Annotated in this window: 25 protein-coding genes and 1 pseudogene; 18 read left to right on the top strand and 8 right to left on the bottom strand. The window is 61.9% G+C overall.

The annotated features are described in order from the left end of the window. Positions 1 to 29: 29 nt before the first annotated feature. The gene (locus BC363_RS08645; protein ID WP_065782420.1) at positions 30 to 389 is read right to left on the bottom strand and encodes a helix-turn-helix domain-containing protein; all 360 of its coding nucleotides are present in this window, start codon (positions 387 to 389) and stop codon (positions 30 to 32) included. Between the two features lie 135 nt (positions 390 to 524). Here BC363_RS08645 and BC363_RS08640 point away from each other — a divergent pair, with 135 nt between their 5' ends. Then, complete coding sequence (locus BC363_RS08640) at positions 525 to 1,364, top strand: SDR family oxidoreductase (protein ID WP_065782238.1); 840 nt, start codon at positions 525 to 527, stop codon at positions 1,362 to 1,364. Between the two features lie 281 nt (positions 1,365 to 1,645). Continuing rightward, entirely contained in the window at positions 1,646 to 3,802 is a 2,157-nt protein-coding gene (locus tag BC363_RS08635) for a right-handed parallel beta-helix repeat-containing protein (protein ID WP_065782239.1), read from the top strand. Here the strand turns inward: BC363_RS08635 and BC363_RS33350 are convergent. The 3 genes from BC363_RS33350 to BC363_RS08625 all read right to left on the bottom strand — a co-directional run bounded on the left by BC363_RS33350 (position 3,753) and on the right by BC363_RS08625 (position 5,054). Continuing rightward, on the bottom strand, positions 3,753 to 4,055 hold the full coding sequence (locus BC363_RS33350) for a hypothetical protein (RefSeq protein ID WP_202618550.1): 303 nt from the start codon (positions 4,053 to 4,055) through the stop codon (positions 3,753 to 3,755). The two genes, BC363_RS08635 and BC363_RS33350, sit on opposite strands and share 50 nt — an antisense overlap. 153 nt (positions 4,056 to 4,208) lie before the next feature. Next, positions 4,209 to 4,586, bottom strand: a complete 378-nt coding sequence (locus BC363_RS08630; RefSeq protein WP_065782242.1) for a hypothetical protein — start codon at positions 4,584 to 4,586, stop codon at positions 4,209 to 4,211. A 195-nt stretch (positions 4,587 to 4,781) separates the two neighbouring features. Beyond that, positions 4,782 to 5,054 carry a DUF2798 domain-containing protein gene (locus BC363_RS08625; RefSeq protein ID WP_065782422.1) on the bottom strand — a complete coding sequence of 91 codons (273 nt, stop codon included), beginning with the start codon at positions 5,052 to 5,054 and terminating at the stop codon, positions 4,782 to 4,784. A 150-nt stretch (positions 5,055 to 5,204) separates the two neighbouring features. On the opposite strand from BC363_RS08625, the gene BC363_RS08620 reads away from it, so the two are divergent. Then, positions 5,205 to 6,125 (top strand): LysR family transcriptional regulator, encoded by a 921-nt coding sequence (locus BC363_RS08620; RefSeq protein ID WP_065782424.1) that lies wholly within the window; start codon positions 5,205 to 5,207, stop codon positions 6,123 to 6,125. Between the two features lie 27 nt (positions 6,126 to 6,152). Here the strand turns inward: BC363_RS08620 and BC363_RS08615 are convergent, their stop codons facing one another. After that, a complete protein-coding gene (locus tag BC363_RS08615; protein ID WP_065782244.1) occupies positions 6,153 to 6,554 on the bottom strand; it encodes a helix-turn-helix domain-containing protein in 402 nt (133 codons plus the stop codon). A gap of 136 nt (positions 6,555 to 6,690) precedes the next feature. Here BC363_RS08615 and gstA point away from each other — a divergent pair, with 136 nt between their 5' ends. The 5 genes and pseudogenes from gstA to BC363_RS08590 all read left to right on the top strand — a co-directional run. Then, positions 6,691 to 7,305, top strand: a complete 615-nt coding sequence (gstA, locus tag BC363_RS08610; RefSeq protein WP_065782246.1) for a glutathione transferase GstA — start codon at positions 6,691 to 6,693, stop codon at positions 7,303 to 7,305. Next, positions 7,302 to 7,697 (top strand): nuclear transport factor 2 family protein, encoded by a 396-nt coding sequence (locus BC363_RS08605; RefSeq protein WP_065782248.1) that lies wholly within the window; start codon positions 7,302 to 7,304, stop codon positions 7,695 to 7,697. The genes gstA and BC363_RS08605 overlap by 4 nt, the downstream gene beginning before the upstream one ends. A 10-nt stretch (positions 7,698 to 7,707) precedes the next feature. After that, the gene (locus BC363_RS08600) at positions 7,708 to 7,920 is read left to right on the top strand and encodes a 4-oxalocrotonate tautomerase family protein (protein ID WP_065782253.1); all 213 of its coding nucleotides are present in this window, start codon (positions 7,708 to 7,710) and stop codon (positions 7,918 to 7,920) included. Positions 7,921 to 8,104: 184 nt separating this feature from the next. Beyond that, on the top strand, positions 8,105 to 10,213 hold the full coding sequence (locus BC363_RS08595) for a S9 family peptidase (RefSeq protein ID WP_065782255.1): 2,109 nt from the start codon (positions 8,105 to 8,107) through the stop codon (positions 10,211 to 10,213). A gap of 16 nt (positions 10,214 to 10,229) precedes the next feature. Further along, positions 10,230 to 10,748 (top strand): annotated as a pseudogene (locus BC363_RS08590) (DUF1697 domain-containing protein); the annotation flags it as partial. Positions 10,749 to 10,868: 120 nt separating this feature from the next. On the opposite strand, the gene BC363_RS08585 reads toward BC363_RS08590, so the two are convergent. Next, entirely contained in the window at positions 10,869 to 11,486 is a 618-nt protein-coding gene (locus tag BC363_RS08585) for a TetR/AcrR family transcriptional regulator (RefSeq protein WP_065782263.1), read from the bottom strand. Between the two features lie 239 nt (positions 11,487 to 11,725). On the opposite strand from BC363_RS08585, the gene BC363_RS08580 reads away from it, so the two are divergent. Both BC363_RS08580 and BC363_RS08575 read left to right on the top strand, forming a co-directional pair. Next, on the top strand, positions 11,726 to 12,682 hold the full coding sequence (locus tag BC363_RS08580) for a homocysteine S-methyltransferase family protein (protein ID WP_065782264.1): 957 nt from the start codon (positions 11,726 to 11,728) through the stop codon (positions 12,680 to 12,682). Positions 12,683 to 12,844: 162 nt separating this feature from the next. Beyond that, positions 12,845 to 14,350 (top strand): protein adenylyltransferase SelO, encoded by a 1,506-nt coding sequence (locus BC363_RS08575; protein ID WP_065782266.1) that lies wholly within the window; start codon positions 12,845 to 12,847, stop codon positions 14,348 to 14,350. Between the two features lie 46 nt (positions 14,351 to 14,396). Here the strand turns inward: BC363_RS08575 and BC363_RS08570 are convergent, their stop codons facing one another. Continuing rightward, positions 14,397 to 15,005: a TetR/AcrR family transcriptional regulator gene (locus BC363_RS08570; protein WP_244519822.1), complete on the bottom strand. Its 609-nt coding sequence runs from the start codon at positions 15,003 to 15,005 to the stop codon at positions 14,397 to 14,399. Positions 15,006 to 15,147: 142 nt separating this feature from the next. Between BC363_RS08570 and BC363_RS08565 the strand changes: the two genes are divergently transcribed. The 8 genes from BC363_RS08565 to BC363_RS08525 all read left to right on the top strand — a co-directional run bounded on the left by BC363_RS08565 (position 15,148) and on the right by BC363_RS08525 (position 21,577). Next, positions 15,148 to 15,708 carry a hypothetical protein gene (locus BC363_RS08565; RefSeq protein ID WP_083222545.1) on the top strand — a complete coding sequence of 187 codons (561 nt, stop codon included), beginning with the start codon at positions 15,148 to 15,150 and terminating at the stop codon, positions 15,706 to 15,708. After that, positions 15,692 to 15,991 carry a hypothetical protein gene (locus BC363_RS08560; protein ID WP_065782270.1) on the top strand — a complete coding sequence of 100 codons (300 nt, stop codon included), beginning with the start codon at positions 15,692 to 15,694 and terminating at the stop codon, positions 15,989 to 15,991. Before BC363_RS08565 ends, BC363_RS08560 begins: the two co-directional genes overlap by 17 nt. Positions 15,992 to 16,452: 461 nt before the next feature. After that, on the top strand, positions 16,453 to 18,786 hold the full coding sequence (locus BC363_RS08550) for a glucose/quinate/shikimate family membrane-bound PQQ-dependent dehydrogenase (protein ID WP_065782274.1): 2,334 nt from the start codon (positions 16,453 to 16,455) through the stop codon (positions 18,784 to 18,786). Between the two features lie 212 nt (positions 18,787 to 18,998). Then, complete coding sequence (locus BC363_RS08545) at positions 18,999 to 19,463, top strand: hypothetical protein (protein ID WP_065782276.1); 465 nt, start codon at positions 18,999 to 19,001, stop codon at positions 19,461 to 19,463. 56 nt (positions 19,464 to 19,519) lie between these two features. Continuing rightward, complete coding sequence (locus BC363_RS08540; RefSeq protein ID WP_065782278.1) at positions 19,520 to 19,702, top strand: hypothetical protein; 183 nt, start codon at positions 19,520 to 19,522, stop codon at positions 19,700 to 19,702. A gap of 111 nt (positions 19,703 to 19,813) precedes the next feature. Next, positions 19,814 to 20,227 (top strand): helix-turn-helix domain-containing protein, encoded by a 414-nt coding sequence (locus BC363_RS08535; RefSeq protein ID WP_065782280.1) that lies wholly within the window; start codon positions 19,814 to 19,816, stop codon positions 20,225 to 20,227. 254 nt (positions 20,228 to 20,481) lie between these two features. Beyond that, a complete protein-coding gene (locus BC363_RS08530; RefSeq protein ID WP_065782282.1) occupies positions 20,482 to 20,985 on the top strand; it encodes a GNAT family N-acetyltransferase in 504 nt (167 codons plus the stop codon). A gap of 10 nt (positions 20,986 to 20,995) precedes the next feature. Further along, positions 20,996 to 21,577: a DJ-1/PfpI family protein gene (locus tag BC363_RS08525; RefSeq protein WP_065782284.1), complete on the top strand. Its 582-nt coding sequence runs from the start codon at positions 20,996 to 20,998 to the stop codon at positions 21,575 to 21,577. 121 nt (positions 21,578 to 21,698) lie between these two features. On the opposite strand, the gene BC363_RS08520 is transcribed toward BC363_RS08525, so the two are convergent. Then, positions 21,699 to 22,613, bottom strand: a complete 915-nt coding sequence (locus tag BC363_RS08520; protein WP_065782286.1) for a cytochrome c — start codon at positions 22,611 to 22,613, stop codon at positions 21,699 to 21,701. Between the last annotated feature and the right edge of the window lie 55 nt (positions 22,614 to 22,668).

The raw sequence follows: 22,668 nt of genomic DNA, 5'->3' as shown, positions 1-22,668 counted from the left end.
ATCACCGCAGGCCAAACGCCGCGTCGCGCTCATTGCGCGGCGCGGTCGTATTTCTGCTGGGCGGCCAGCACCGTCTCGATATTGTCTTCGGCCCAGCGGCGCAAAGCGTCGACGGTGGCGCTCAGCGTTCGCCCGAGCGGTGTGATCGCATATTCGACCGTCACCGGAACCGTGGCAAAAACCTTGCGGCTGACCAGCCCATCACGTTCCAGCTTCTTCAACACCTGCGACAGCACTTTTTGCGAGATGCCATCGATCTCGCGTTTCAACCGGTTGAACCGCACGGGTTTGTCATCGAGCCGGCCGAGCACCAGAACCGCCCATTTATCAGCCAGGCGATCCAGAACCATTCGCGTCGGACAAGTCTGGATATAGACGTCGTATTCCATCGGGCGCATGCTCCAACTGGCGGTTTCCAGGAGGAAACCATGTCACCGGAAAGTGCCTCCTTTACAGCATTTCCCGGCACTTATATCTAGTTTCCGTTATTAACATGGTTTCATATCGATACCAAGGAGACGGATATGGCAGGCAAGATTCTGGTACTCGCAGCAAACGGTACCGTCGGTCGCAAGGTCATCGGCGCATTGGTCGCGAAGGGAGAACGCGTCAAGGCCGCGACGCGCAAGGCAACGCCGATCGCAGGCGCCGAGGCCGTCGCCTTCGACTATCGCGACAGCTCGACCTATGGCTACGCGCTCGACGGCGTCGATCGGATGTTCGTGCTGACCCCGGGCGGACACCTCGATCCGGTCGGGCTGCTGACGCCGATCATCACGGCCGCGGCGGCGCGCGGCGTCAAGATCGTGCTGATGACCGTCATCGGCGTCGATGCCGACGACAGCATTCCCTATCGCCAGGTCGAACTGCTGGTCGAAAAGACCGGCGTACCGTTCGTCATCCTCAGGCCGAACTGGTTCTCCGACAATTTTCAGAACTACTGGATCGAAGGCATTCGCCATGGCGCGATCGCGGTCCCGGCGGCAGACGGCAAGACGAGCTTTATCGACACGCGTGACATCGCCGAAAGCGCGGCTGCCGCACTGACCAGCAATGCATTCAACAACCGTGCCTTCAACCTGACTGGCCCCGAGGCGCTCAGCTACGGCGAAGCGGCGGCGATCCTGTCGCGCGTCATCGGCAAGCCGATCACCTACACGCCAATCGATGACGAGACCTTTGTTGGAATCCTGACCGGTGCCGGCGTGCCCGAAAACTATGCGCGCTTCCTTGCCTCAATCTTCCATCCGGTGCGTGAGGGCTGGACGGCGGCACCGACCGGCGACGTCAAGACGCTGACCGGCCACGAACCCCGCAGCCTCGAAACCTACGCCCGGGACAATGCCGCAACGCTTGCCTCCTGACCGCACGTATCAGGCCTGAACTCAAACCCTCGCCTGTTCGACCGACGGGCGGGGCTTTTCGAATTCGCGGCCGAACCCCTGCCAGATGAATGGCTGTGTCAGCGCAGATGCGTTCTCCGATTACCGCCAGGATTGTGAACTCAGTAGCACTGATGCACCCTGCGGCATCACGCCGCTGGAAAGATATGGGATAATCGATCAATAAACTTGAGTAAAACAGTCGTATAATTTAACCGCATCGCCAAGGGCGCCCAACGCCCGGTGAATGCGGAGTTAATAACATGAAATATAAGACTATTTTAGCGCTTGCGCTCGCAAGCGGCACCACTCTTTCGTCCCCGGCCCTGGCGGTGGACTTCAGGCCGCAAGCCGAAATCGAAGGCGGTTTCTTCAGCGGCGGCTCGGCTGCCAGTGGCGGCTTTTTCCTGCCTTTCGTGCTCGACTCCGGCAATGCCATTTTCATCGATACACGCGGAACGATAGAAAACGATAAGGTCCGACAGGGCTCGATCGGCGCCGGCTACCGCTTCCGCGCCAACGACCAATGGGTCATCGGCGCCTATGGCTATTACGACTACCTGAAGAGCGAGTACGCCAACCCGTTCGGCCAGGTGTCCTTCGGCCTCGAAGCGCTCAGCGGCGATCTCGAAATGCGCAGCAATCTCTATCTGCCGCTCTCCGGCGCCAAGACGCTGAGCGCGTTCAATGCCGCCTATGTTCGCGACCATGTGCTCGTTTTCCAGGAAGGCAAGGAGCGCGGTCGACGCGGCCTCGACGCTGAAATCGGCGGACGTCTTCCGGTCTTCGACGAAGGATCCGACGTCCAGCTGAAAGTCTTCGGCGGCAGCTACTGGTATGGCGGCAAGAACCTCGGCGACATGTTCGGCGCCAAGCTGCGGGCGGAACTGACCTTCGCGGATCTGCCAGGGCTTTCCGCGGGTTCGACCGTCTCGCTCGGCGTTACCGGCACCTACGACAATGAGGACAAGCTCAAAGGCGCCGTCATGGCGCGCCTGCGTATTCCGTTCGGCGCGACGGCTAAGGCAAGCGATGCCTTCGACCCGATGGTTCAACGTGTCGAGCGCTCAGCCAAGATCCGCACGCACGCCGGCGCGACCGGCGATGTCGAGGCGGCGCAGTTCGTTTACGACGGCTTCACGCCTGGCAAAGTGATCAACGTATCGGCCGCAAACGGCAACGCCGCGACCATCAACCAAATGCTTGCTGATGCGGGTGCGGGCGCGCTCATTCTTGTGGACGGCAATCTCGGCCTTGAGCAGTCGCTGAGCCTTGGCTTCAGACAGACGCTGCTTGGCGGTGGCGGCATGCTTGCAGTGCGTGGCGCAAACAGTGGCGCGACTGCCAACTTCGTCAACAGCGGCACCGCGACGACGTTGACCGGTTTCGACCCCGCTCAGGACGTTGTCACCATGGCATCCCTCAGCACTGTCTCTTCCCTTGCCATTCGCGGCGGCCGCGCGGGGATCGGCAGCACCGAAACCGAGGGCCTGTGGATCGACAATGTCGATATCGCAAGGACCAGCCACGACGGCATCCGCCTGACGCGCGTGGTTGGCGCTGAGATTGAAGACACCCGCATCCACGACCTCTCCATTTGCGAGAACAACACGCAATGCGAGTTCACGGTGTACAAGCCCAACGAGGCGCCTTACGCCGCCATCAGCGCGCTTGGAACCAGCAGCCTGACGATCCGCAACACGGATATTGACAAGGTAACCTACGGCATCTTCACGGGCAGCGAGATCGACGAAAGCGATTGGCCACCGGTCATCGCCAACGAGGCGAGCAGAATCTATCTCGACAACGTCACAGTCAGCAATTCGAGGCGCGAGGGACTGCTGATGGTTGCCGCGAACAATGTGCTGATCGAAAACTTCACGATCGACAACTCGAGACAAGACCGCGACATGGATCTTGTCGTGTTCCAGGGCACATCAGATGTCGAGATCAACAACATGACGCTGAAGGGCGGCATCAACGGCCTGATGATGGTCTCGGCGTCCACCTTGCCAACCAAGACCACGGACATTGTCGTCAATGGCCTGAATATCGATGGCACGCGGAATGCGGGCATCTTCCTCAATCCCGTCTCCGATATTACCTTCAATGGCGTGAACATCACGAATGCCGGCAGCTACGGCGCGTTCATCTACGGTAGCGATTACGAGTTCCTGGGCGGGCCCGTCAGCGATATCAAGTTCAACGGCGTGAAGATCGACGAGGCAGCCAAGGCCGGGCTCTATTTCATGGGGCCGTCGATCAATGTGAAAGGCGATATTACGACAACCAACACGCCGAAGGATTGCATCGCCGACGCCGGTTGGACTGCTGGTTCACTGACACAATCGCCAGGTTCGGTGCTGACCCTCAACGGCAAGCAGCTCGACCAGTCGAATTTCGCCGCGCGCTGCCGCTAACAGCGCTGCCACGCCCCCCTTTCGCCGGGGCGTGGCTCTTTTTTCTGTCCTGCGAGGCGTCGAAGCCGTTGACGTCAAGGCCGGCTTCAAGCAGCGGGATCAGCGCTCGACCGTTGCCAACGGCCGGTTCCAGTATCGGTCCGAGACATCCGCTCAAGCGCTCGCGATAATATTCGACATCGCCAAAGGACTTCCAAATATATTTGTCTAAATTATAAACAAGAGAGGCAATCTTGCCGTAGGTATTGTTCATCACGCATTCGTCCATACTCGGAATAAAGCGAAACGCCTATCTTATACAGAAGTATGCTCCGACGAGGTGTCGTTCAATTGCCACGCCGATCGCTTTTGTCATGCGACGGGGTTCGCGCATCGCACCGTCCGCCAGACACGTGTAGGAGAGCGCTCAGAAGCGTGCAGGCCGAATGAACTTGCCGTAGACCCAGCCTTCCTGCCACCGGCCGTTCTGCTGCGGATCGTGCCAGATCTGGCACCATGTGGCGCGCACGGCATTGCTCTGCCGTTGCGCCGACCAGCGGGCTATCCGCTGGAGGTCGACGCCGTTCATGCAACGGCCGGTCATCTGCAGCCTGGTGCCGTTGGGATAGCCGGCTCGAATGGCCGACGAAGACGATGGACAGGCACGCGCATTGAGCACATCGTTCCAGGCTACACCGGCAACCTCCCAGGCGACGAAGGTGCTGGCGGATGCGCCTTCCACCTTCGAGGAAAGCCCGACAGCTACCATCGCCAGCGAAATCAGTACGCTTCGAAAACCGATCATCACGAACCCCTCCCAGGAACCACGATCTCAGCATATTAGCACAAGGCTGAATTGTGGCTGAACGGGTACTTCACCTGGGGCAAGCAGGAAAGGATGCCTCTCATGCCCTTCCAACCCCAATCCCTCGCAAACCAGCGAAGAGACCTGAATTCCGATACAACGGCCGCCCCGGCAACCCGGGACGGACCGGCTGGCTCAGCCGGGCATGCGGCAGACGGCGCCGACGAGCTTCAGCACGAAGGGGCGGATCGACAGCACGCAAAGAAAAGCGACCGGCATCGCCAGCGCATAGGTCCTGAGCACACGGGCGGGGTAGCCGGCGTCGACGCCGGTGTTGACGCCGACAATGACACAGCACATCAGGAACGCCATGATTGCCGACATGAAGAAGGCAAAGGCAATCGGCACCGCACGCGGCGGCAGCTTGCGGCTGCGCGCGATCCGTGGCGGGGGTATCGTATCCTCCATGATGAAGATCTCCATAACTTGCCCGCAGGGACCGTCCCAGCGGCATGACCGGCACTATACGGATGACGTCGCGCGCCGGTAGGCCATTGCAGCCTTGCTCAGAGTTAGGCAAAACTATCGAATCAATGTGATAGTTCGATGGATATCATTATGGATACATTGCGCGGCATCGAGAGTTTCGTCAGGAGCGTCGAGGAAGGCAGTATCGCGGCGGCGGCGCGCAAACTCGGCATCACGCCGGCCTCTGCGAGCCAGAATATCGCCCGGCTGGAGCGGGCCCTCGGGACACGATTGCTTAGCCGAACGACGCGGCAATTGGGCCTGACGGAAAGCGGCCGGGTCTATTTCGACCGCGTGCGCAGCGTGGTCCACGATCTCGAACTCGCGGCCGTTGCGGTCGCATCGCTGAGCCCGGAGCCACGGGGATCACTGAAGATCGCATCCTCCGTCGCCTTCGGCCGCCATGTCGTGGCGCCGCTGGTGCCATCCTTTGCCGAGCGACATCCGGAGGTCTCGATCGAACTCGTCGTAACCGATCGGGAGATCGATCACATCGGCGAAGGCATCGATATCAGCGTGCGCTTCGGCCTGCAGCTGGAGCCGGGGCTGATTGCCCGCAAGCTTGCCTCGGTGCCTATGATCATCTGCGCCGCGCCATCCTATATCGAACGGCGCGGCCGGCCCGAGCAGCCGGAAGACCTGATCCAACATCATTGCCTCGTCTACCGCTACGCCGGGCACGGACGGATCTTTCGCTGGGCTTTCGTGCGCGACGGCCTGCGCTTCGAGCCGGAACTGAAGGCGACGATCGTCAGCAACGATATCGACACGCTTGCCGAGATGGCGATCGCTGGCGCCGGCATTACGCGGCTCGGTGCATTTATCGCGACTGATTTGATCGAGCGTGGCTTGCTTGTGCCGCTGTTCGGCGGCGCACCATGCGAAGGCATCGCCAACACCGACCACGAGCCCTTCGACTTCTATGCCTGCTTCGTCGACCGACAGGCGGAAACGCCGAAGGTCCGCGCCTTCATCGAGCATGCGGTGCAGTCGCTCAAGGGCCGATGGTAGCCGTCACAATCGGCCCTCGGCCCGCCGTCAGGCGAGCGATGGCTGCGCCGCATTCCCTACGGCAGCTTCCTCTGCGAGCTTCGCTTCGCGGCGAAGCTTGAGCTTGTGACCAACCTCGACGATCGCATGGATTGCCGGGACGAACTCCTGGCCGAGGTCGCTCAACCTGTATTCGACCGATGGCGGTGACGTCGGCACGATCCGGCGTTCGATCGCGCCCTTCTCCTCCATCTCCTTCAGGCGCGTGCTCAACACCTTCGCCGAAATGCCGGGGATGTCGATCTTGAGCTCGCTGAAGCGGCGCGGACCGCCGCTCAGATACCAGATGATGTTGGGTGCCCAGGCGCCACCGAGCATCACCATGCACTCCCCGACCGGGCAGGTCGGCGGCAATGCGGCAGCCTTATTCTTTCGAATTTTCAAGCTCATGGGCAAAATTCTCCAGTTACCCCAGGGAAACCGGAAACGTCGGTAACATAAAGTTATCTCATATACAAAAGTTATCGCTTCAGTTTAGGTTCCGCCGTCTTCGACAGGAGACTTCCATTACAAGAGGAATTTGGCCATGAAGCTTTATTATGCCCCCGGCGCCTGCTCGCTCTCGCCCCATATCAGCCTGCGCGAAGCCGGCGTCGAGTTCGAGATCGTCAAGGTTGACACCGCAACGCACCTCACCGCAAGCGGCGCCGATTTCAAGGCGATCAACCCCAAGGGTTATGTGCCGGCGCTGGTGCTGGAAACCGGCGATGTCGTCACCGAAGGTGCTGCCGTCGTCCAATATATTGCCGACCGCTTTCCGAATGCCGGACTAGCGCCCGCGAACGGCACGCTGGAGCGCACCCGCCTGCAGGAGCAGTTGAACTTCATCTCCTCCGAGCTGCACAAGGCGTTCTCACCGCTGTTCAGCAAGACCGCAAGCGTGGACGCCAAGGATGCCGCCGCAGCACAGGTTGGCAAACGCCTCGGCAACGTCGAGACGCTGCTATCCGACGGACGCACCCATGTGCTCGGAGACACCTTCTCCGTTGCCGACGCCTATCTCTTCACCGTCGTCAACTGGACCAGCGTCACGGGAATTTCGCTTGCTCCCTGGCCCCATCTGACGGCCTATATGCAGCGGGTCGGGCTGCGCCCGTCCGTGCAGGCAGCCATGAAGGCAGAAGGGCTGATCGCGGCATGAGCGGCACCCACAACGATCCGCGCTTTGCCGCCGTCACCGATGTGCTCGGCCGCTACTTCGACGGGCTCTACCACAGCGACACGACGATCCTGCGCGAAGTCTTTCATCCGAAAGCCCATTACGCCACGGCGACCGAGGGAGAGCTGCTCGAACTCGACATGAACAGGTATTTTCCGATCGTCGACAAGCGCCCCTCGCCGGCAAGCCGTGGCGAACAGCGCACCGACAGGATCGTCTCGATCGAATTTGCCGGGCCGGTGACAGCCCTCGCCAAGGTACAATGCGCCATCGGCGAGAAGGCGTTTACCGATTTCCTGTCGCTGATCTTCGTCGACGCACGCTGGCAGATCATCGCCAAGGTCTTTCACTACGATATCCGACAACCAGGCTAAGGAGCCAGCAATGCCCTATGTGAACATCAAGATCACCCGCGAAGGCGCAACCCGCGAACAGAAGGCCGCCCTCATCAAGGGCGTCACCGACCTGCTCGTCACCGTTCTCGACAAGAACCCGGCCACCACCTTCGTCGTTATCGACGAGGTGGCCTTCGAAGACTGGGGCGTCGGCGGCCTGCCGGTCGAGGAATACCGCAAGCAGCTGAAGGCGAAGGGGTAGTCACAGCCCGACGACCTTCGTTGGTCGAGCGAACGATCGAACATTTTGCCCGGTCGCCCTGCTCTGCCTTCTCCCCGCCGTTGGGGAGAAGGAACCACCTGATGGCGAAGACCTTTCCGCTTGATCGTCGCAGCCGGGCTCTCTATCTCATTGTCTCCCGCCGCATAAATTCCGGAGACATGCCTTGTCCGTTTTCAAGAACCTGCCCGAAGCTCCCGTTGCCGCAAAAAAGCCGGTGACCGACACGCGCCACGGCATCACCCGCACCGACAACTACGCCTGGCTGCGGGCCGACAACTGGCAGGCGATGTTCAAGGATCCTTCGATCCTCGACCCCGAAATCCGCAAGCATCTCGAGGCCGAGAACGCCTACATGAATGCGGCGATGGACGACACCAAGGCGCTGCAGAAGACGCTGTTTGCCGAGATGCGCGGTCGCATCAAGGAAGACGACAGCTCGGTGCCGGTCAAGGACGGACCCTTTGCCTATGGCAGCCTCTACGTCACCGGAGGCGAGCAGCCCCGTTATTTCCGGATCCCACGCGACGCCGACAGCAAGGACGAGACGATCCGGCACGTCCTGCTCGACGGCGACAAGGAAGGCGAAGGCAAGTCCTATTTCCGCCTTGCGGGCCTCGACCACTCGAGCGATCACAGCCGCGGCCTGTGGGGCTATGACGACAAGGGATCGGAATATTTCACACTGAAGGTTCGCGATCTCTCGACCGGCGAAGATCTGACCGACGTGATCGAGAACACCGGCGGCGGCGGCGCCTGGGCGCCGGATGGCAAGAGCTTCTTCTACACCGTACTCGACGACAATCACCGTCCGTCGAAGATCTTTCACCACGTGCTTGGCACGCCCCAGGCCGACGACCGGCTGGTCTACGAGGAGAAGGACCCGGGCTTCTTCATGTCGGTCGGCGGCTCGCTCATCGACGACTTCATCTACATCGACATCCACGACCACGAGACCAGCGAGTACCGACTGCTCTCGACCAAGGAGCTGACGGCCGAACCGAAGCTCGTCGCCGGGCGCGTCATCGGCCTCGAATATGAGATGACCGAAGGCGGCGATGTCTTCTACATCCTCACCAATGCCGACGGCGCCAAGGATTTCAAGATCATGGAAGCGCCGGTGGAAGCACCGGGCAAGGAGAATTGGCGTGAGGTCGTGCCGCATAAGCCGGGCACGCTGATCCTCAGCCACATGGCCTATGCCCGCCATCTCGTCTGGCTGCAGCGCCGCGACGGCCTGCCGGAAATCGTCATCCGCGACCGCAAGACCGGCGAGGAACATGCGATCGCCTTTGCCGAAGAGGCCTATGCACTTGGGCTCTCCGGCGCTGCCGAGTATGACACCGACGTCATTCGCTTCTCCTATTCCTCGATGACGACGCCGTCGCAGCTTTTCGACTACGACATGGCGACGCGCGAGCGCACGCTGCTGAAGACGCAGGAAGTGCCGTCCGGGCACAATCCCGACGACTATGTCACCCGCCGCGTCTTCGCGCCGTCCTGGGACGGCACCAAGGTGCCGGTGACCCTGCTTTACCGCAAGGATACGCCACTCGACGGCTCGGCACCGTGCCTGCTCTATGGCTACGGCGCCTATGGCATCACCATTCCTGCCGGCTTCAACACCAACTGCCTGTCGCTCGCCGACCGCGGCTTCGTCTATGCCATCGCCCATATCCGCGGCGGCAAGGACCGGGGTTTCTCCTGGTACGAAGACGGCAAGATGGCCAAGAAGACCAACACCTTCAAGGACTTCATCGCCGCCGCTGACTATCTGAATCAGGAAAAGTTCACGTCCTACGCAAACATCGTCGCCGAAGGCGGATCGGCCGGCGGCATGCTGATGGGCGCAATCGCCAACATGGCGCCGGAAAAATTCACCGGCATCATCGCCGCGGTCCCCTTCGTCGACGTGCTCAACACCATGCTCGACGACACGCTGCCGCTGACGCCGCCGGAATGGCCGGAATGGGGCAACCCGATCGACAGCCGCGAGTTCTACGACATCATCGCCGGCTACTCGCCCTACGACAATATCGAGGCAAAATCCTACCCCGCGATCCTGGCGCTCGGTGGCCTGACCGACCCGCGCGTCACCTATTGGGAACCGGCGAAATGGGTCGCCCGCCTGCGCGAAAAGACCACCGGCAACGAGCCGATCCTGATGAAGACCAATATGGACGCCGGCCACGGCGGCGCTTCCGGCCGCTTCCAGCGCCTGGAGGAGATCGCCTTCGAATATGCCTTCGCCATCAAGGTCGCCGGCAAGATGTAAGATCGGGAGAAGCACCATGCCCATTCACGTTGCTCTGCTTCGCGCCATCAATGTCGGCGGGGCCGGCATGCTGGCGATGGCCGACCTCAGGGCGATCTGCGAGGGGCTCGGCTTTAGCGACGTGAAGACCTATATCCAGAGCGGCAACGTGCTGTTCCGCTCCGACCTGCCGGCGCCGGAAGCGGCGGCAAAACTCGACGCGGCCCTTGGCGAGAAACTCGGCAAGGCGCCCGGGGTTATGATCCGGGACGCCAGGCAATTGCAGGCAATTGCCGAGAATGCCCCCTTCCCCGATGCCAAGAGCAATCTGCTGCATGTGGTCTTCTTGCCGGATGCGGCGCCGGCGGATGCGCTCGACAGGCTCGTCGCGCCCGACGGCGAAGAAGTGCAGGTCGCCGGGCACGAGATCTATGTGCACTATCCTGATGGCTCCGGGCGATCGAAGCTGAAGCTGCCGGCGCTGAAACCGGGGACCGCGCGCAACCTCAACACCGTGCGCAAGCTCGCCGAACTGGCGCAGGCGATGGAAGAAGGTTACAGCGTCCTTTGCGCGTCGAACATGACGCGCAAAGGACGCTGTAGCACTTTAGAAGTGGTGCATAATTTTCTCCTTCAATCGAAACCGATTTAGGGAATTATGCAGTAAGACTGACGCTCACGCGGCTGAGGGCTGGAACAGCAGCCGGACAAAGGTTCGGAAGACCAGCAACTGTTCAGGCAGGTTCTTCGGCTCCTTCAGCGCCTTTGACAGGATGATGCCACCCTCGATCACCGTCGAGACCATGTCGGCAAGTTGGTCGACGTCCAGCGGCTCGCGTGGCCGGTAGACCCGCATGATGTCGCGAAACATCGCGCCGAAACGCCGTCGCCACATCAGCGCCGCCTGTCGGTTGATCTCCTGGATATCGCGATCAAAGGCACGCTCGTGGCTACAGACCACCGCGACCAGGCAGCCGGGATGGCCGTTGGGAAGATCGGAGAGCAGTTCCGACAGGAGTTTGAGGCCGAGCAGAAACGCCTGGAGCGGATCATCCGCAAGCTCGCGCGCCCGGCTGAAGATCTCGTCATAGATCCGCTCGTCGTTCTCGACGTAGCGTTCGAGCAGCGCCTTTGCCAGCTCGTTCTTGTCGCGAAAATGGTAGAAGAAACCGCTTTTGGTGATGCCGGTCTCGGCGATCAGTTCATCGATCGAGGTTCCGCCGAATCCTTTCGCCAGCACCGAGATTTCGGCCGCGTCTAGGATTTTGGCGCGCGTTTCCTCACCCTTTCGCATTAGCCGTTTCCCTACCGTTGGTACAGTTTCCGCCTATGACCTGACGACCAGCGAGCGATGCCGCGGCAAAACGCAACCAGCAACCTTATGATTTTACTGAGATATTTATGTGTATTAGCAATAGTATACCGCAAGTCGTCTAGTTTAGAAGATGATAAAAAGGCAGAAATTCAGCCATCCTTGCGGGAATGGGAGCGCTCCGCCGGGATCCAACGAGACCAAAACGGCTGGAGACCGACATGGCCAAATACCGACGCAGCCTGCCGCTCATGAAGGGTGGAACCTTTCTCAGCGACGGCGGCCTGGAAACGACGCTGATTTTTCACGAAGGCGTCGAGCTTCCGCACTTTGCCTCCTTCGTCCTCTTGTCGACGTCCGAAGGGCGGCGGCGGCTTTTGAACTACTACACGCGCTACCTCGATATCGCGCAGCACCACGGCACCGGCTTCGTTCTCGACTCGGCGACGTGGCGTGCAAGCGCCGACTGGGGCGTCAAGCTTGGCTATGATGCCCGGGCCCTGGCCGAACTGAACCAGGACGCCGTCTATCTGCTGACGGAACTGCGCGCCGAATACGAGCGGCCGCAGGCACCGATCGTGCTTAGCGGCGCGATCGGGCCGCGTGGCGACGGCTATAGGGCGAGCCGCATGAGCCCCGACGAAGCCGAGGACTATCATGCCGCGCAGGTCGCTGCCTTTGCCGTCAGCGACGCCGATATGATCTGCGCCTATACGATCACTAATATCGATGAGGCGATCGGCATCGCCCGCTCGGCGCAAAGCCACGGCATGCCCTGCGCCATCTCGTTTACGGTGGAGACCGATGGGCGATTGCCGAACGGCCGCACGCTCAAGGACGCGATCGAGATCGTCGATGCGGCAACCGGCCGGTTTCCGCAATACTACATGATCAACTGCGCCCATCCGGACCATTTCGAGGCCAGCCTCGATACCGGCAGCGCCTGGGTCCACAGGATCGGCGGCATCCGCGCCAATGCCTCGATCAAAAGCCACAGCGAACTCGACGAAAGCGAGACACTCGATGCCGGCGATCCGGCGGACCTCGGGCAGCGGTATCGGATGCTGACGCATCGTTTGCCGCGACTGCGCGTCCTCGGTGGCTGCTGCGGCACCGACCATCGCCATATCGCGGCAATTTGCGAGGCCTGCCTGTCGCCGACGGCGCTCAGCGCCTGAGACGAAGCCGGCACTCGCCCTCCCGGCCCTCCCGCGAAAGACCTCTCGCGGGAAGGCGCCGCCTCGCCGGCTAACCCTCGCGAAACGAGCACAGCTCATGTAGACTTGGCTCGAAAGGGCGGTGGCCGGAATGTCCCGGCGGGAGCCGCTGACCACAGAACCATGAACTACGTGCCTCCTTCGCCGACCGCCGAAACCGACGCCTTTCGCTTCGACAACAGTTTTGCGCGGTTGCCGCAGCAGTTCTTCGCCCGTGTCGACCCGACACCGGTCGCCGAGCCCTGGCTGATCAAGCTCAACCGGCCGCTTGCCGAACAACTCGGCCTCGACCTCGACAGTCTCGAACGCGACGGTGCCCAGATCTTTTCCGGCAACAGCGTGCCTGCCGGGGCCGCGCCGCTCGCCATGGCCTATGCCGGCCACCAGTTCGGCACCTTCGTGCCGCAGCTCGGTGACGGCCGTGCGATCCTTCTGGGCGAAGTCATCGACCGGAATGGGCAGCGGCGCGACATTCAACTGAAGGGACCAGGACAGACGCCCTTCTCGCGCCGCGGCGACGGACGGGCGGCCCTCGGGCCGGTGCTGCGCGAATACATCGTCAGCGAAGCGATGTTTGCGCTCGGCATCCCGACGACGCGGGCGCTTGCGGCTGTCGTAACCGGCCAGCCGGTCTATCGCGATCAGATCCTGCCCGGTGCCATCTTTACTCGGGTGGCGGCAAGCCATATCCGCGTCGGCACCTTCCAGTTCTTTGCGGCGCGCGGCGATATGGCTTCGGTCCAGGCGCTGGCCGACTACGCGATCGGTCGCCACTATCCGGAGGTCAGGAATGACGAGCGCCCCTATCTCGCCTTCTTCAAGGCAGTGGTGGCGCGACAGGCGGTGTTGATCGCCCGTTGGCTGCATGTCGGCTTCATCCACGGCGTCATGAACACCGACAACATGGCCATCTCCGGTGAGACGATCGACTTCGGCCCTTGCGCCTTCGTGGACGCCTATGATCCGAGGAAAGTGTTTTCCTCGATCGATCAGTTCGGGCGCTACGCCTATGCCAGCCAGCCGGCAATCGGCCAGTGGAACCTCACCCGCCTTGCCGAGACGCTGGTGCCGCTCTTTGATCCGGTGGCAGGAACGGCGGTCGATCTCGCCAACGAAGTGCTCGGCGAGTATGGCGCGATCTTCCAGCGGCACTGGCTTGATGGCATGCGCCGCAAAATCGGGCTCGTCGGCGAGGAGGAAGGCGACCTTGATCTCGTGCAGGCGCTGCTGACGGCGATGCATCGGGGTGATGCCGATTTCACCCTCACCTTCCGCAGGCTTTGCGAGTGTGCTGCCGATCCGGCCGCGGATGCCGCCTTGATTTCCCTGTTCGGCGATCCGGCCGGCGTCACGTCCTGGCTCGCGGACTGGCGAAAGCGTCTGGAGCAGGAACCGGGAACGGCAGGCGAACGCGCCGTGGCGATGAGGGCGGTGAACCCGGCCTATATCCCGCGCAACCACCGTATCGAACAGGCGATTGTAGCGGCGACGGAAGAGGCAGACTTCTCGTTGTTCGAAGCGCTCGTCGATGTGACGTCAAAGCCCTACGAGGACCAGCCGCGTTTTGCCGCCTATGCCGATCCGCCGCAGCCGGACGAAGAAGTGCAACAAACCTTTTGCGGTACGTGAGGGCAAACCGACAAGCGCTTCGCGCCTGCAGGTCGATAGGCGTTGCCTATCGTTTTCGGCCATAGGCCGAGAGGAATATCCGCACGCTTTCCCGGGCGTGCGCGCGAAGAGCGTCGGCATTGGGAATTGCCTGATCGCCGAGCAACATGGCGTCGTTGACGGGCTCGCCCATCACCAACCAGTTGAAGAAGGATGCGGCTGCGCGCAGATCCTCCGCCTCGACATCGCCGCTCTCGCGGTAGTGGGCAAGGGCTTTCCTGAGCCTGTCGATCGAACGACGCGGCCCCTTCGCATGCAGTCTCTTGCCCAGTTCCGGAAAACGTTCAGCCTCGCCGATCACCAGGCGCCGCAGTTGCATCAGCCGCGGCGTCATGACAATCGCGAGCTGCTGCTCGGCGAAATCCAGCAGAAAATCATCGATCGGGCGTCCGTCGACGGGATCGGCGACCTGCTCCTCCAGTTCGTCGCCGGCCACGCCTGTCATGCCGGTGACGATATCGAGGAACAGCGCCTCCTTGGTTCCGAAATGGGCATAGACGGTCTGCTTCGACACGCCGGCCATCGCCGCCACCTCGTCCATGCTCGTCGCGAGGAAACCGCGCTGCAGGAACAGTTCGGTGGCGGCAGCCAGGATGGACTGGCGCTTTCTCGTCATTCGCGTCTCGGCGGCGTTCGTCATTCTCAGCCACGACCTCTCACATGAGCACGCGATAGCACAAGTTCCGGACTAGCACGACCGCATTGACAAATCAAACTGGACGGTACAGTCTGATTAAACGTGAATGGCGGAGATGGCAGTGACCGGGAGCGAAAGCAGGACGTTGAACGCGCGCTGCACCTGCGGGCAGGTGCAGCTGCGAGCCACCGGCAGGCCGATCGTGGCGGCCGCCTGCTATTGCGCGAGTTGCCGGAAAGCAGGCGGACTGTTCGAGGCGTTGCCCGGCGCTGCGCCGGTGCTCAACAGCGACGGGTCCACGGATTTCGTTCTCTTCCGCAAAGATCGGATAGACTGTGTGCGTGGTGCCGATCAGCTTCGCGAACATCGGCTGACGCCCACGTCGAAAACCCGCCGCGTTGTCGCGATCTGCTGCAATGCGCCGATGTTTCTCGAGTTCACCGGTGGCCATTGGCTGACGCTCTACCGGCAGCGTCTCGACCAGGAAGCCCGGCCACCTCTGGAGATGCGGGTGATGACGCGGGACCGACGGGCGGGTGTCAGCGTCAAGGACGACCTGCCGAGCTACTCCGGACATTCCGGAAAGTTCATGCTGAAGCTCATCGGCGCCTGGGCGGCAATGGCTTTCCGGACCCCGAAAATCGACTATGTGAAAGGTGAGCTTGATGGCCACGGAACGTGAAAAGATCGAGATCGAAAACATCGTTTCTCCCGGGCACGTCACGCGTGTCGACAAGATCAAGTATGATGCAATGAAGGACGCGCTACTCACCGCCCTATCCCGTGAGCCGACCGCCCTCACGGTCGCGGAAGCAAAACAGAAGCTGCTGCCATTGCTGCCGGACGACCTCTTTCCAGACGGTGCAAAGGCCGGGTGGTGGCTGAAGGCCGTCCAGCTCGATCTCGAGGCCAAGGGCGTGCTGCGCCGCGAAAACACCAAACCCTTGCGCCTTCGGCTCGCTTAAAGCGCGTCGCGATCTCTAGGATTCGTTTGCAGCGCTTTAAGCACTTGTTTTTACGCATGTCGTTATCGCAAAACCGCGGCACACTTTTGCGCGACATGCTTTAGTCAACCGCACGCCGGTTCTTTCGGACCACGTCGGGAGCCCGCGACAGCGGCGGGCTGCTGCGCGGCCGTCATGCAACAAGAGCAGCAAAGCGTCGTGCGATGTCTCGGCGTGCAACTTCATTGCGGCCACCTTAATTTCTTGCGCTGCGGAATCATGGCTATTGAAAGGCAGAACCGGCGCGTTAGGTGCTAAGGGGCAGGCGGTCGTACGACTTGCCCAAGCCCGATCTGACGGCCGCGGCATTCCTCGCGACCGCCGACCCCGAAACCGATTTTTTCCCGCGCGGCTTTTCGTCCTGGCCGCCCCAATGAAAAAGCCGTGCCGCGGCGCCGTTCATCAATTCGGGAGTTCCCACCATGCTCATTCTGACGGCCATCGTCTTCGCGCTCATCGGTCTTGTGCTCGGCGGCGGCGGAGCCAAGCTCCTAGTGCTTGGCGGCAGTCCCTATTATCTCATTGCCGGTATCGGCTTCCTGCTGACGGCGATCCTCCTCTTCATGCGCAAGGCGGCGGCCATCTGGCTTTATGCCCTGGTGATCCTCGGCTCGCTCGCCTGGGCAGTCTGGGAGGTCGGCTTCGACTGGTGGCAACTCGGGCCCCGTGGCGGCATCATCGTGTTGCTCGGCCTGTGGCTGATGTTGCCGGCGGTCCGGCGTCCGCTCGGGTTTGAGAGCCCGACGGGCGAACGCTATGCCGCCGGCGCCTGGCCGCTGGCGCTGGCCGTACTCGTTTCAATCGGCATTGCCGGATACGCGATGACCCAGGACCCCCACGACATCCGCGGTGACCTGCCGAGCGACGTGGTCGCCACCAATCCACCGCTCGGCGGCAATATGCCTCCCGGCGAATGGCATCAATACGGGCGCACCCCCTTTGGCCAGCGCTATGCGCCGCTCGATCAGATCACCCCGGAAAATGTCGCCAGCCTCAAGGTCGCCTGGCAATATCAGACAGGCGACATCAAACGCCCCGACGACGTGGGCGAGACCACTTATCAGGTAACGCCGATCAAGGTGAAGGACACGCTCTTTGCCTGCACGCCGCACAACTGGGCGATCGCGCTCGACGCTGCGACCGGCGAGGAGAAATGGAAATATGACAGCAACTCCGGCATGAACCCGGACCGGCAGCACCAGACCTGCCGGGGCGTCACCTATTGGGCCGATCCGGCGGCAGCCGCCGGCAGCGTCTGCGCCGAACGGGTCTACCTGCCGACATCGGACGCGCGGCTGATCGCACTCGACGCGGCAACAGGTTCGGTCTGCACCAGCTTTGCCGACAACGGCGTGCTGCAGCTCGAAAAAGGCATGAAGTACAATCCGGCCGGCTATTACTATTCGACCTCGCCGCCGGTTGCCGTTGCCGGAAAGGTGATCATCGGCGGCGCGGTCAACGACAACTATTCCACCCAGGAACAATCCGGCGTCATCCGCGCCTTCGACATCAACACCGGTGCCCTGCTCTGGAACTGGGACAGCGGCAATCCCGACGTGACGACGCCGATTGCCGAGGGTCAGACCTACATCACCAACTCGCCCAACAGCTGGTCGGTGTTCAGCTATGACGAGGGACTTGGCCTCGTCTATATCCCCATGGGCAACCAGGTGCCGGACCAACTCGGCATGGGGCGCAGCGAACATGTGGAGAAGTACTCCTCCTCGATCGTCGCGCTCGACATCAATTCCGGTGCGGTGCGCTGGGTACGCCAGACCGTGCATCATGATCTCTGGGACATGGACGTGCCGGCACAGCCGGCGCTGCTCGACATCACGAAGGAAGACGGCACCGTCGTGCCGGCGCTCGTCGGTCCGACGAAACAGGGCGATATCTACGTGCTCGATCGCAGGAGCGGCGAGCCGATCATCCCGATCGAGGAAGTCGCGGCCCCGAAGGGCGCGATCCCGGAGGACTTTACCGCACCGACCCAGCCGGTCTCCGGCCTGACGTTCATGCCAGCGCCCCTTCAGGAGCGGAACATGTGGGGCGTGACCATGTTCGATCAGCTCGCCTGCCGTATCGAGCTTCGTTCGCTGAAATACGAAGGCCGCTATACACCGCCGTCGCTTGAAGGAACGCTCGTCTACCCCGGCAATTTCGGCACGTTCAACTGGGGCTCGGTCGCGGTCGACCCGGAACGGCAGGTGATGTTCGGCATGCCGACCTACCTCGCCTTCACCTCGCGCCTCGTTCCGCGCGACCAGATCCCGCCGAAGGGCCAGGGAGAAAAGGGATCCGAGCAAGGCCTCAACCGCAACGACGGCGCCCCCTACGGCGTCTTCATGGGCCCGTTCCTCGGCCCGCTGAAGGTCCCCTGCCAGGCGCCGCCATGGGGTTATGTCGCCGGGGCCGATCTCAGAACCGGCAAGATCGCCTACAAGCACAAAAACGGCACCGTCGAGGACATGACCCCTTTGCCGCTACCCTTCAAGGTTGGCGTTCCCGGCATCGGCGGACCGATGATCACCAAGGGCGGCGTCGCCTTCCTCGGGGCGGCGGTCGACGACTATCTGCGCGCCTACGACGTAACGACGGGCGAACAGCTATGGGAGGCGCGCCTTCCGGCCGGCGGCCAGTCGACGCCGATGAGCTACACGGTGGGCGAGAAGCAATATGTGCTGATTGTCGCGGGCGGCCATGGCTCGGTCGGCACCAAGCCCGGAGACTACGTCATCGCCTATACCCTGCCCTAATACGCGAGAGCGCATCCCTAATTCTCGCTACGGCATAATTCCTTAAATCGGAATCGATTTAAGGGCAAAATTATGCAGCAACTCAAAGTGTTACAGCGGCCTTTGCGCGTCTAAATAGACGCGCAAAGGCCGCTGTAGTGGGTTGCATCGGCAAGCCCCACACAAGCCACCGGAAGCAGCCTCCCCCGGACAGAAGATTCCGGGGGATTCCCATGAAGATCGACAACAGCGTCTCGAACTACTACTTCTCGCAGCGCCGCGCCCAGTCGGGAACCGTCGCCCCGCTCGAAGAGAATGGCGGCGGTGACGCGCGTCCGCGGCTTTCGCCGACCATCGCGCCGGCATCCACGTCGGCCTCGCTGTCGAGCGCCTTCTGGATCAGTGCGACCAGAGAAGAGGAAGCCAAGCCGTCGATCGGAACCGGGCAAGAGACGGCCTCCGGAGACTCGGTCAGCGACGAGTTCCTGAAACGCGCCAAGATGAGCCTGGCGGACCAGATCCGCGCACAAATTCTGGAAGCGCACGGCATCACCGAAGACGAACTCAAGGCGATGGATCCGAAGCAGCGCGAGGCGATCGAGGAAGAAATCCGCAAGGCGGTCGAACGCGCGACGGGCATCGACCAGCAGCGCAATGATACCGCATCCGATATCGCCGACGGAAGCGCCGCAGCCTAAAGCAGCATCGCCTGCAATCCTCGATTTCCCCTGAAATCGGGCTCGACCGGCTCGCCATGCCGGTGCTGCTGGCACTCGGACAATCCGATTACCTCGTTGCGCCGGCCGAAACTTGGGACGCCTATCGCAAGGGTTTTCCGGATCTGACCGTTCGCATGTTCGAGAAAAGCGGCCACACACCGCAACTGGAGGAAAGCGATCTCTTCGACGAGACGCTGCTTTCCTTCCTCGCACGGTAACCGGTGGAGCCAAGGGAAGGCCCGATCGGGCCCTTCCTCGCAGCCTCACATTGACGGTTTCCGGAAAGCGATTATCTAATGCTCCAGAAGCTATAGGTTTGGAGCATGGGCATGTATTCCATCGGCGATCTCTCCCGCCGCACGGGCGTAAAAATTCCGACGATCCGCTATTACGAGCAGATGGGGCTGATTGCCGCTCCTGAACGCTCGGAAGGCAACCAGCGGCGCTACGAGAAGCCCGAACTCGAACGTCTCGCCTTCATCCGCCATGCGCGCGATCTGGGACTTTCGATCGAATCGATCCGCGATCTGCTGGCACTGAGCCGGCATCCGGAGCGCCCCTGCGGCGAAGCGGACCGCATCGCCAAGGAACATCTGATCACCGTACGCGAAAAAATCGCCCAGCTGCAAAAGCTGGAGCGCGAACTTGAGCGCATCGTCGCCTGCAACGGCGACCACACGATCGGCGACTGCTACGTCATCCGTGCGCTTGCAGACCATTCGATGTGCGGCGGCGACCATTGAGCGCTGCGGCGGCAGACTCGGGCCGACTTCGAACAGAGGTCGCCACCCCTGTCCCCAGCCCTGCGCAAAATCCCCGTTGACAAAAGTGCGGAAACGGACAATCTACGCACATGATCAAGAACGCACCCATCTGCCGCGCGTATTTTTGGCTGTTCCCATAGGAGCGGCCTGCTGATCATATTCAACAAGGCCGCCATCAGGCGGCTTTTGTTTTTCACGGCACCTGATGGCGAAAGAACCATGAGGAGCCGACAATGCTACAGACCGCCATCCCCCCTCTCCATCCGCTGCCATCGACGCGCCCGCCGATGGTGACGATCCGCTGCGCCAAGCAGCGTGACCTTCCCGAGCTGCGCGAAATGATCGCCGAACTTGCCGCCCATCACGGCGACGCTGCCCCGATCACCCCCGAGCAGCTCGAGCGCGACCTCTTCGGCCGGAGCCCCTGGATCACGGCACTTGTCGCCGAGGCGGGCAACCGGCTGATCGGATACGCGATCCTCGTCCCGGTCTACCGGGCAGCGGAAGGCGCCCGCGGCATGGAATTGCACCACCTCTTCGTGCGCCCCGACAACCGCGGCACCGGCATCGGCCGACACCTCGTCGCCAAGGCCCGCGAACAGGCAAAAATGGCCGGTTGCGATTACCTCTCGGTCAGCGCCGCGACCGGCAATTTCAAGGCGCACGACTTCTACGAATCCGAGCGTTTCGTGCCTCGCCCCGTGACGGGCATGCGCTATATGCAGAAACTTGGCTGAGGATGAGGCGATGCGGCTTGCAATCGTGCTTCACGAAGGGTTTGCGGATTGGGAATGCGCGCTGTTGATGGCGGCGGCGCGCACTCACTTCGGCGTCGATATCGACGTCGCCACCTTGGACGGCGCGCCGGTGACGTCGATGGGCGGCCTCGACGTCTCCGCGCATCTGTCGATCGACGCGCTCGACCCTGCGGGCTTCGACGGCTTGGTGATCTGTGGCGGTGCGATCTGGGGAACCGCCGACGCCCCCAACCTCTCCGCCACGATCCGTTCCTTTCATCGGCAGGAACGGCTGGTCGCCGCAATCTGCGGCGGCGTCGATGCACTGGCATCGAGCGGAATTCTCGACGCCACCGATCACACCGGAAACAGTGCGGACAGCCTTGCGTCGCTCGCTGGCTATCGCGGCCACGGCCATTATCGCGATCAGCCGCAGGCTCTTAGCCGCGACCACATTGTCACGGCCGCCGGCACGGCACCGGTCACCTTTGCGGTCGAGATCTTTCGCGCCCTTGGCCTCGGCTCGCCGGAACTCGACGGCTATGCCGCGCTCTATGGCCGCGAGCATGCGGCCGTCACGACGGCCGCATGAGCAAACCACTGCATAATTCCTTAAATCGGAATCGATTTAAGGACAAAATTATGCAGCGACTCAAAGTGTTACAGCGACCTTTGCGCGTCCAAATAGACGCGCGGCGCTGTAAAGCGCATCGTCAGAGCGTGGGAATGGCCTTGAGATAGGCGGCAATCGCCTCGCGATCGGCAGCGGTCAGCTTCGCCATGTTCTTCTGAACCTCGACCATGGAGCCACCGACGGAATCGAATTCCGGGGTGAACCCGGTTTCGAGATAGGAGGCAATGTCGGAAGCGCTCCAGCCGCCGATGCTCTTCGAGCCGGATGTGATGTTGGGGATGCGCCCCTCGCCTTCCGGGTTTGGTGCGCCTGCCAGCCATTGGCCTGGCTCGAAGCCGCCAAGGGCGTTTCGCGGCGTATGGCACTCGCCGCAATGGCCGGGCCCTTCGACCAGATATTGTCCGCGCGTCAGTTTCGGATCAGCGGCATCGATGGCAACGCGCGGCGTGTCGGTGAGGAACAGCAGCTTCCAGCCACCGAGCGCCAATCGCATATTGTAGGGGAACGGCAACTCGTGGCCCGGCGCGACATCGCTCGCCTTCGGCAGCGTCTTCATGTAGCCCCAGAGGTCGTTGACGTCCTTTGGCGCCATCCTGATGTAGGAGGCGTAGGGGAAGGACGGGTAGAGATGCTCGCCGTTTCGGCCGACGCCCCGCGTCATGGCATTGCCGAACTCGGCAAGTGTCCATCCGCCGATGCCGGCCGTTTCGTCAGGCGAGATATTGGGGGCGTGAAAGGTACCAAACGGGCTTTTCAGTGGCGGCCCGCCGGCAAGAACGAGCCGGGCGTCGCCCTCGCTGCCGCGCTTCGCATGACAGCTGACGCAGCCGCCGGCCCAGAAGATCTTCTCGCCATTGACGAGATCCGGTTCGCCCAAGCCTTCCCAATGATCGGCCGGCCAGGGCGCCGGCTTGGTCAGCCACCAAAAGGCCGCACCGCCGACAAGGCCCATAAACACCAGACCCGAGACAAGCTTTCTAATCCGTCGGCCCATCAAGCTGCCCTTCAACTGCGCAACCTTAACCCGAGAGCTTCGCTCACACTCAAAA

This window comes from Ensifer sp. LC384, assembly GCF_001695865.1.
Taxonomy (GTDB): domain Bacteria; phylum Pseudomonadota; class Alphaproteobacteria; order Rhizobiales; family Rhizobiaceae; genus Ensifer.
Note: the sequence above shows the minus strand (reverse complement) of the source record. Positions and strands in the feature narration are given on the sequence as shown.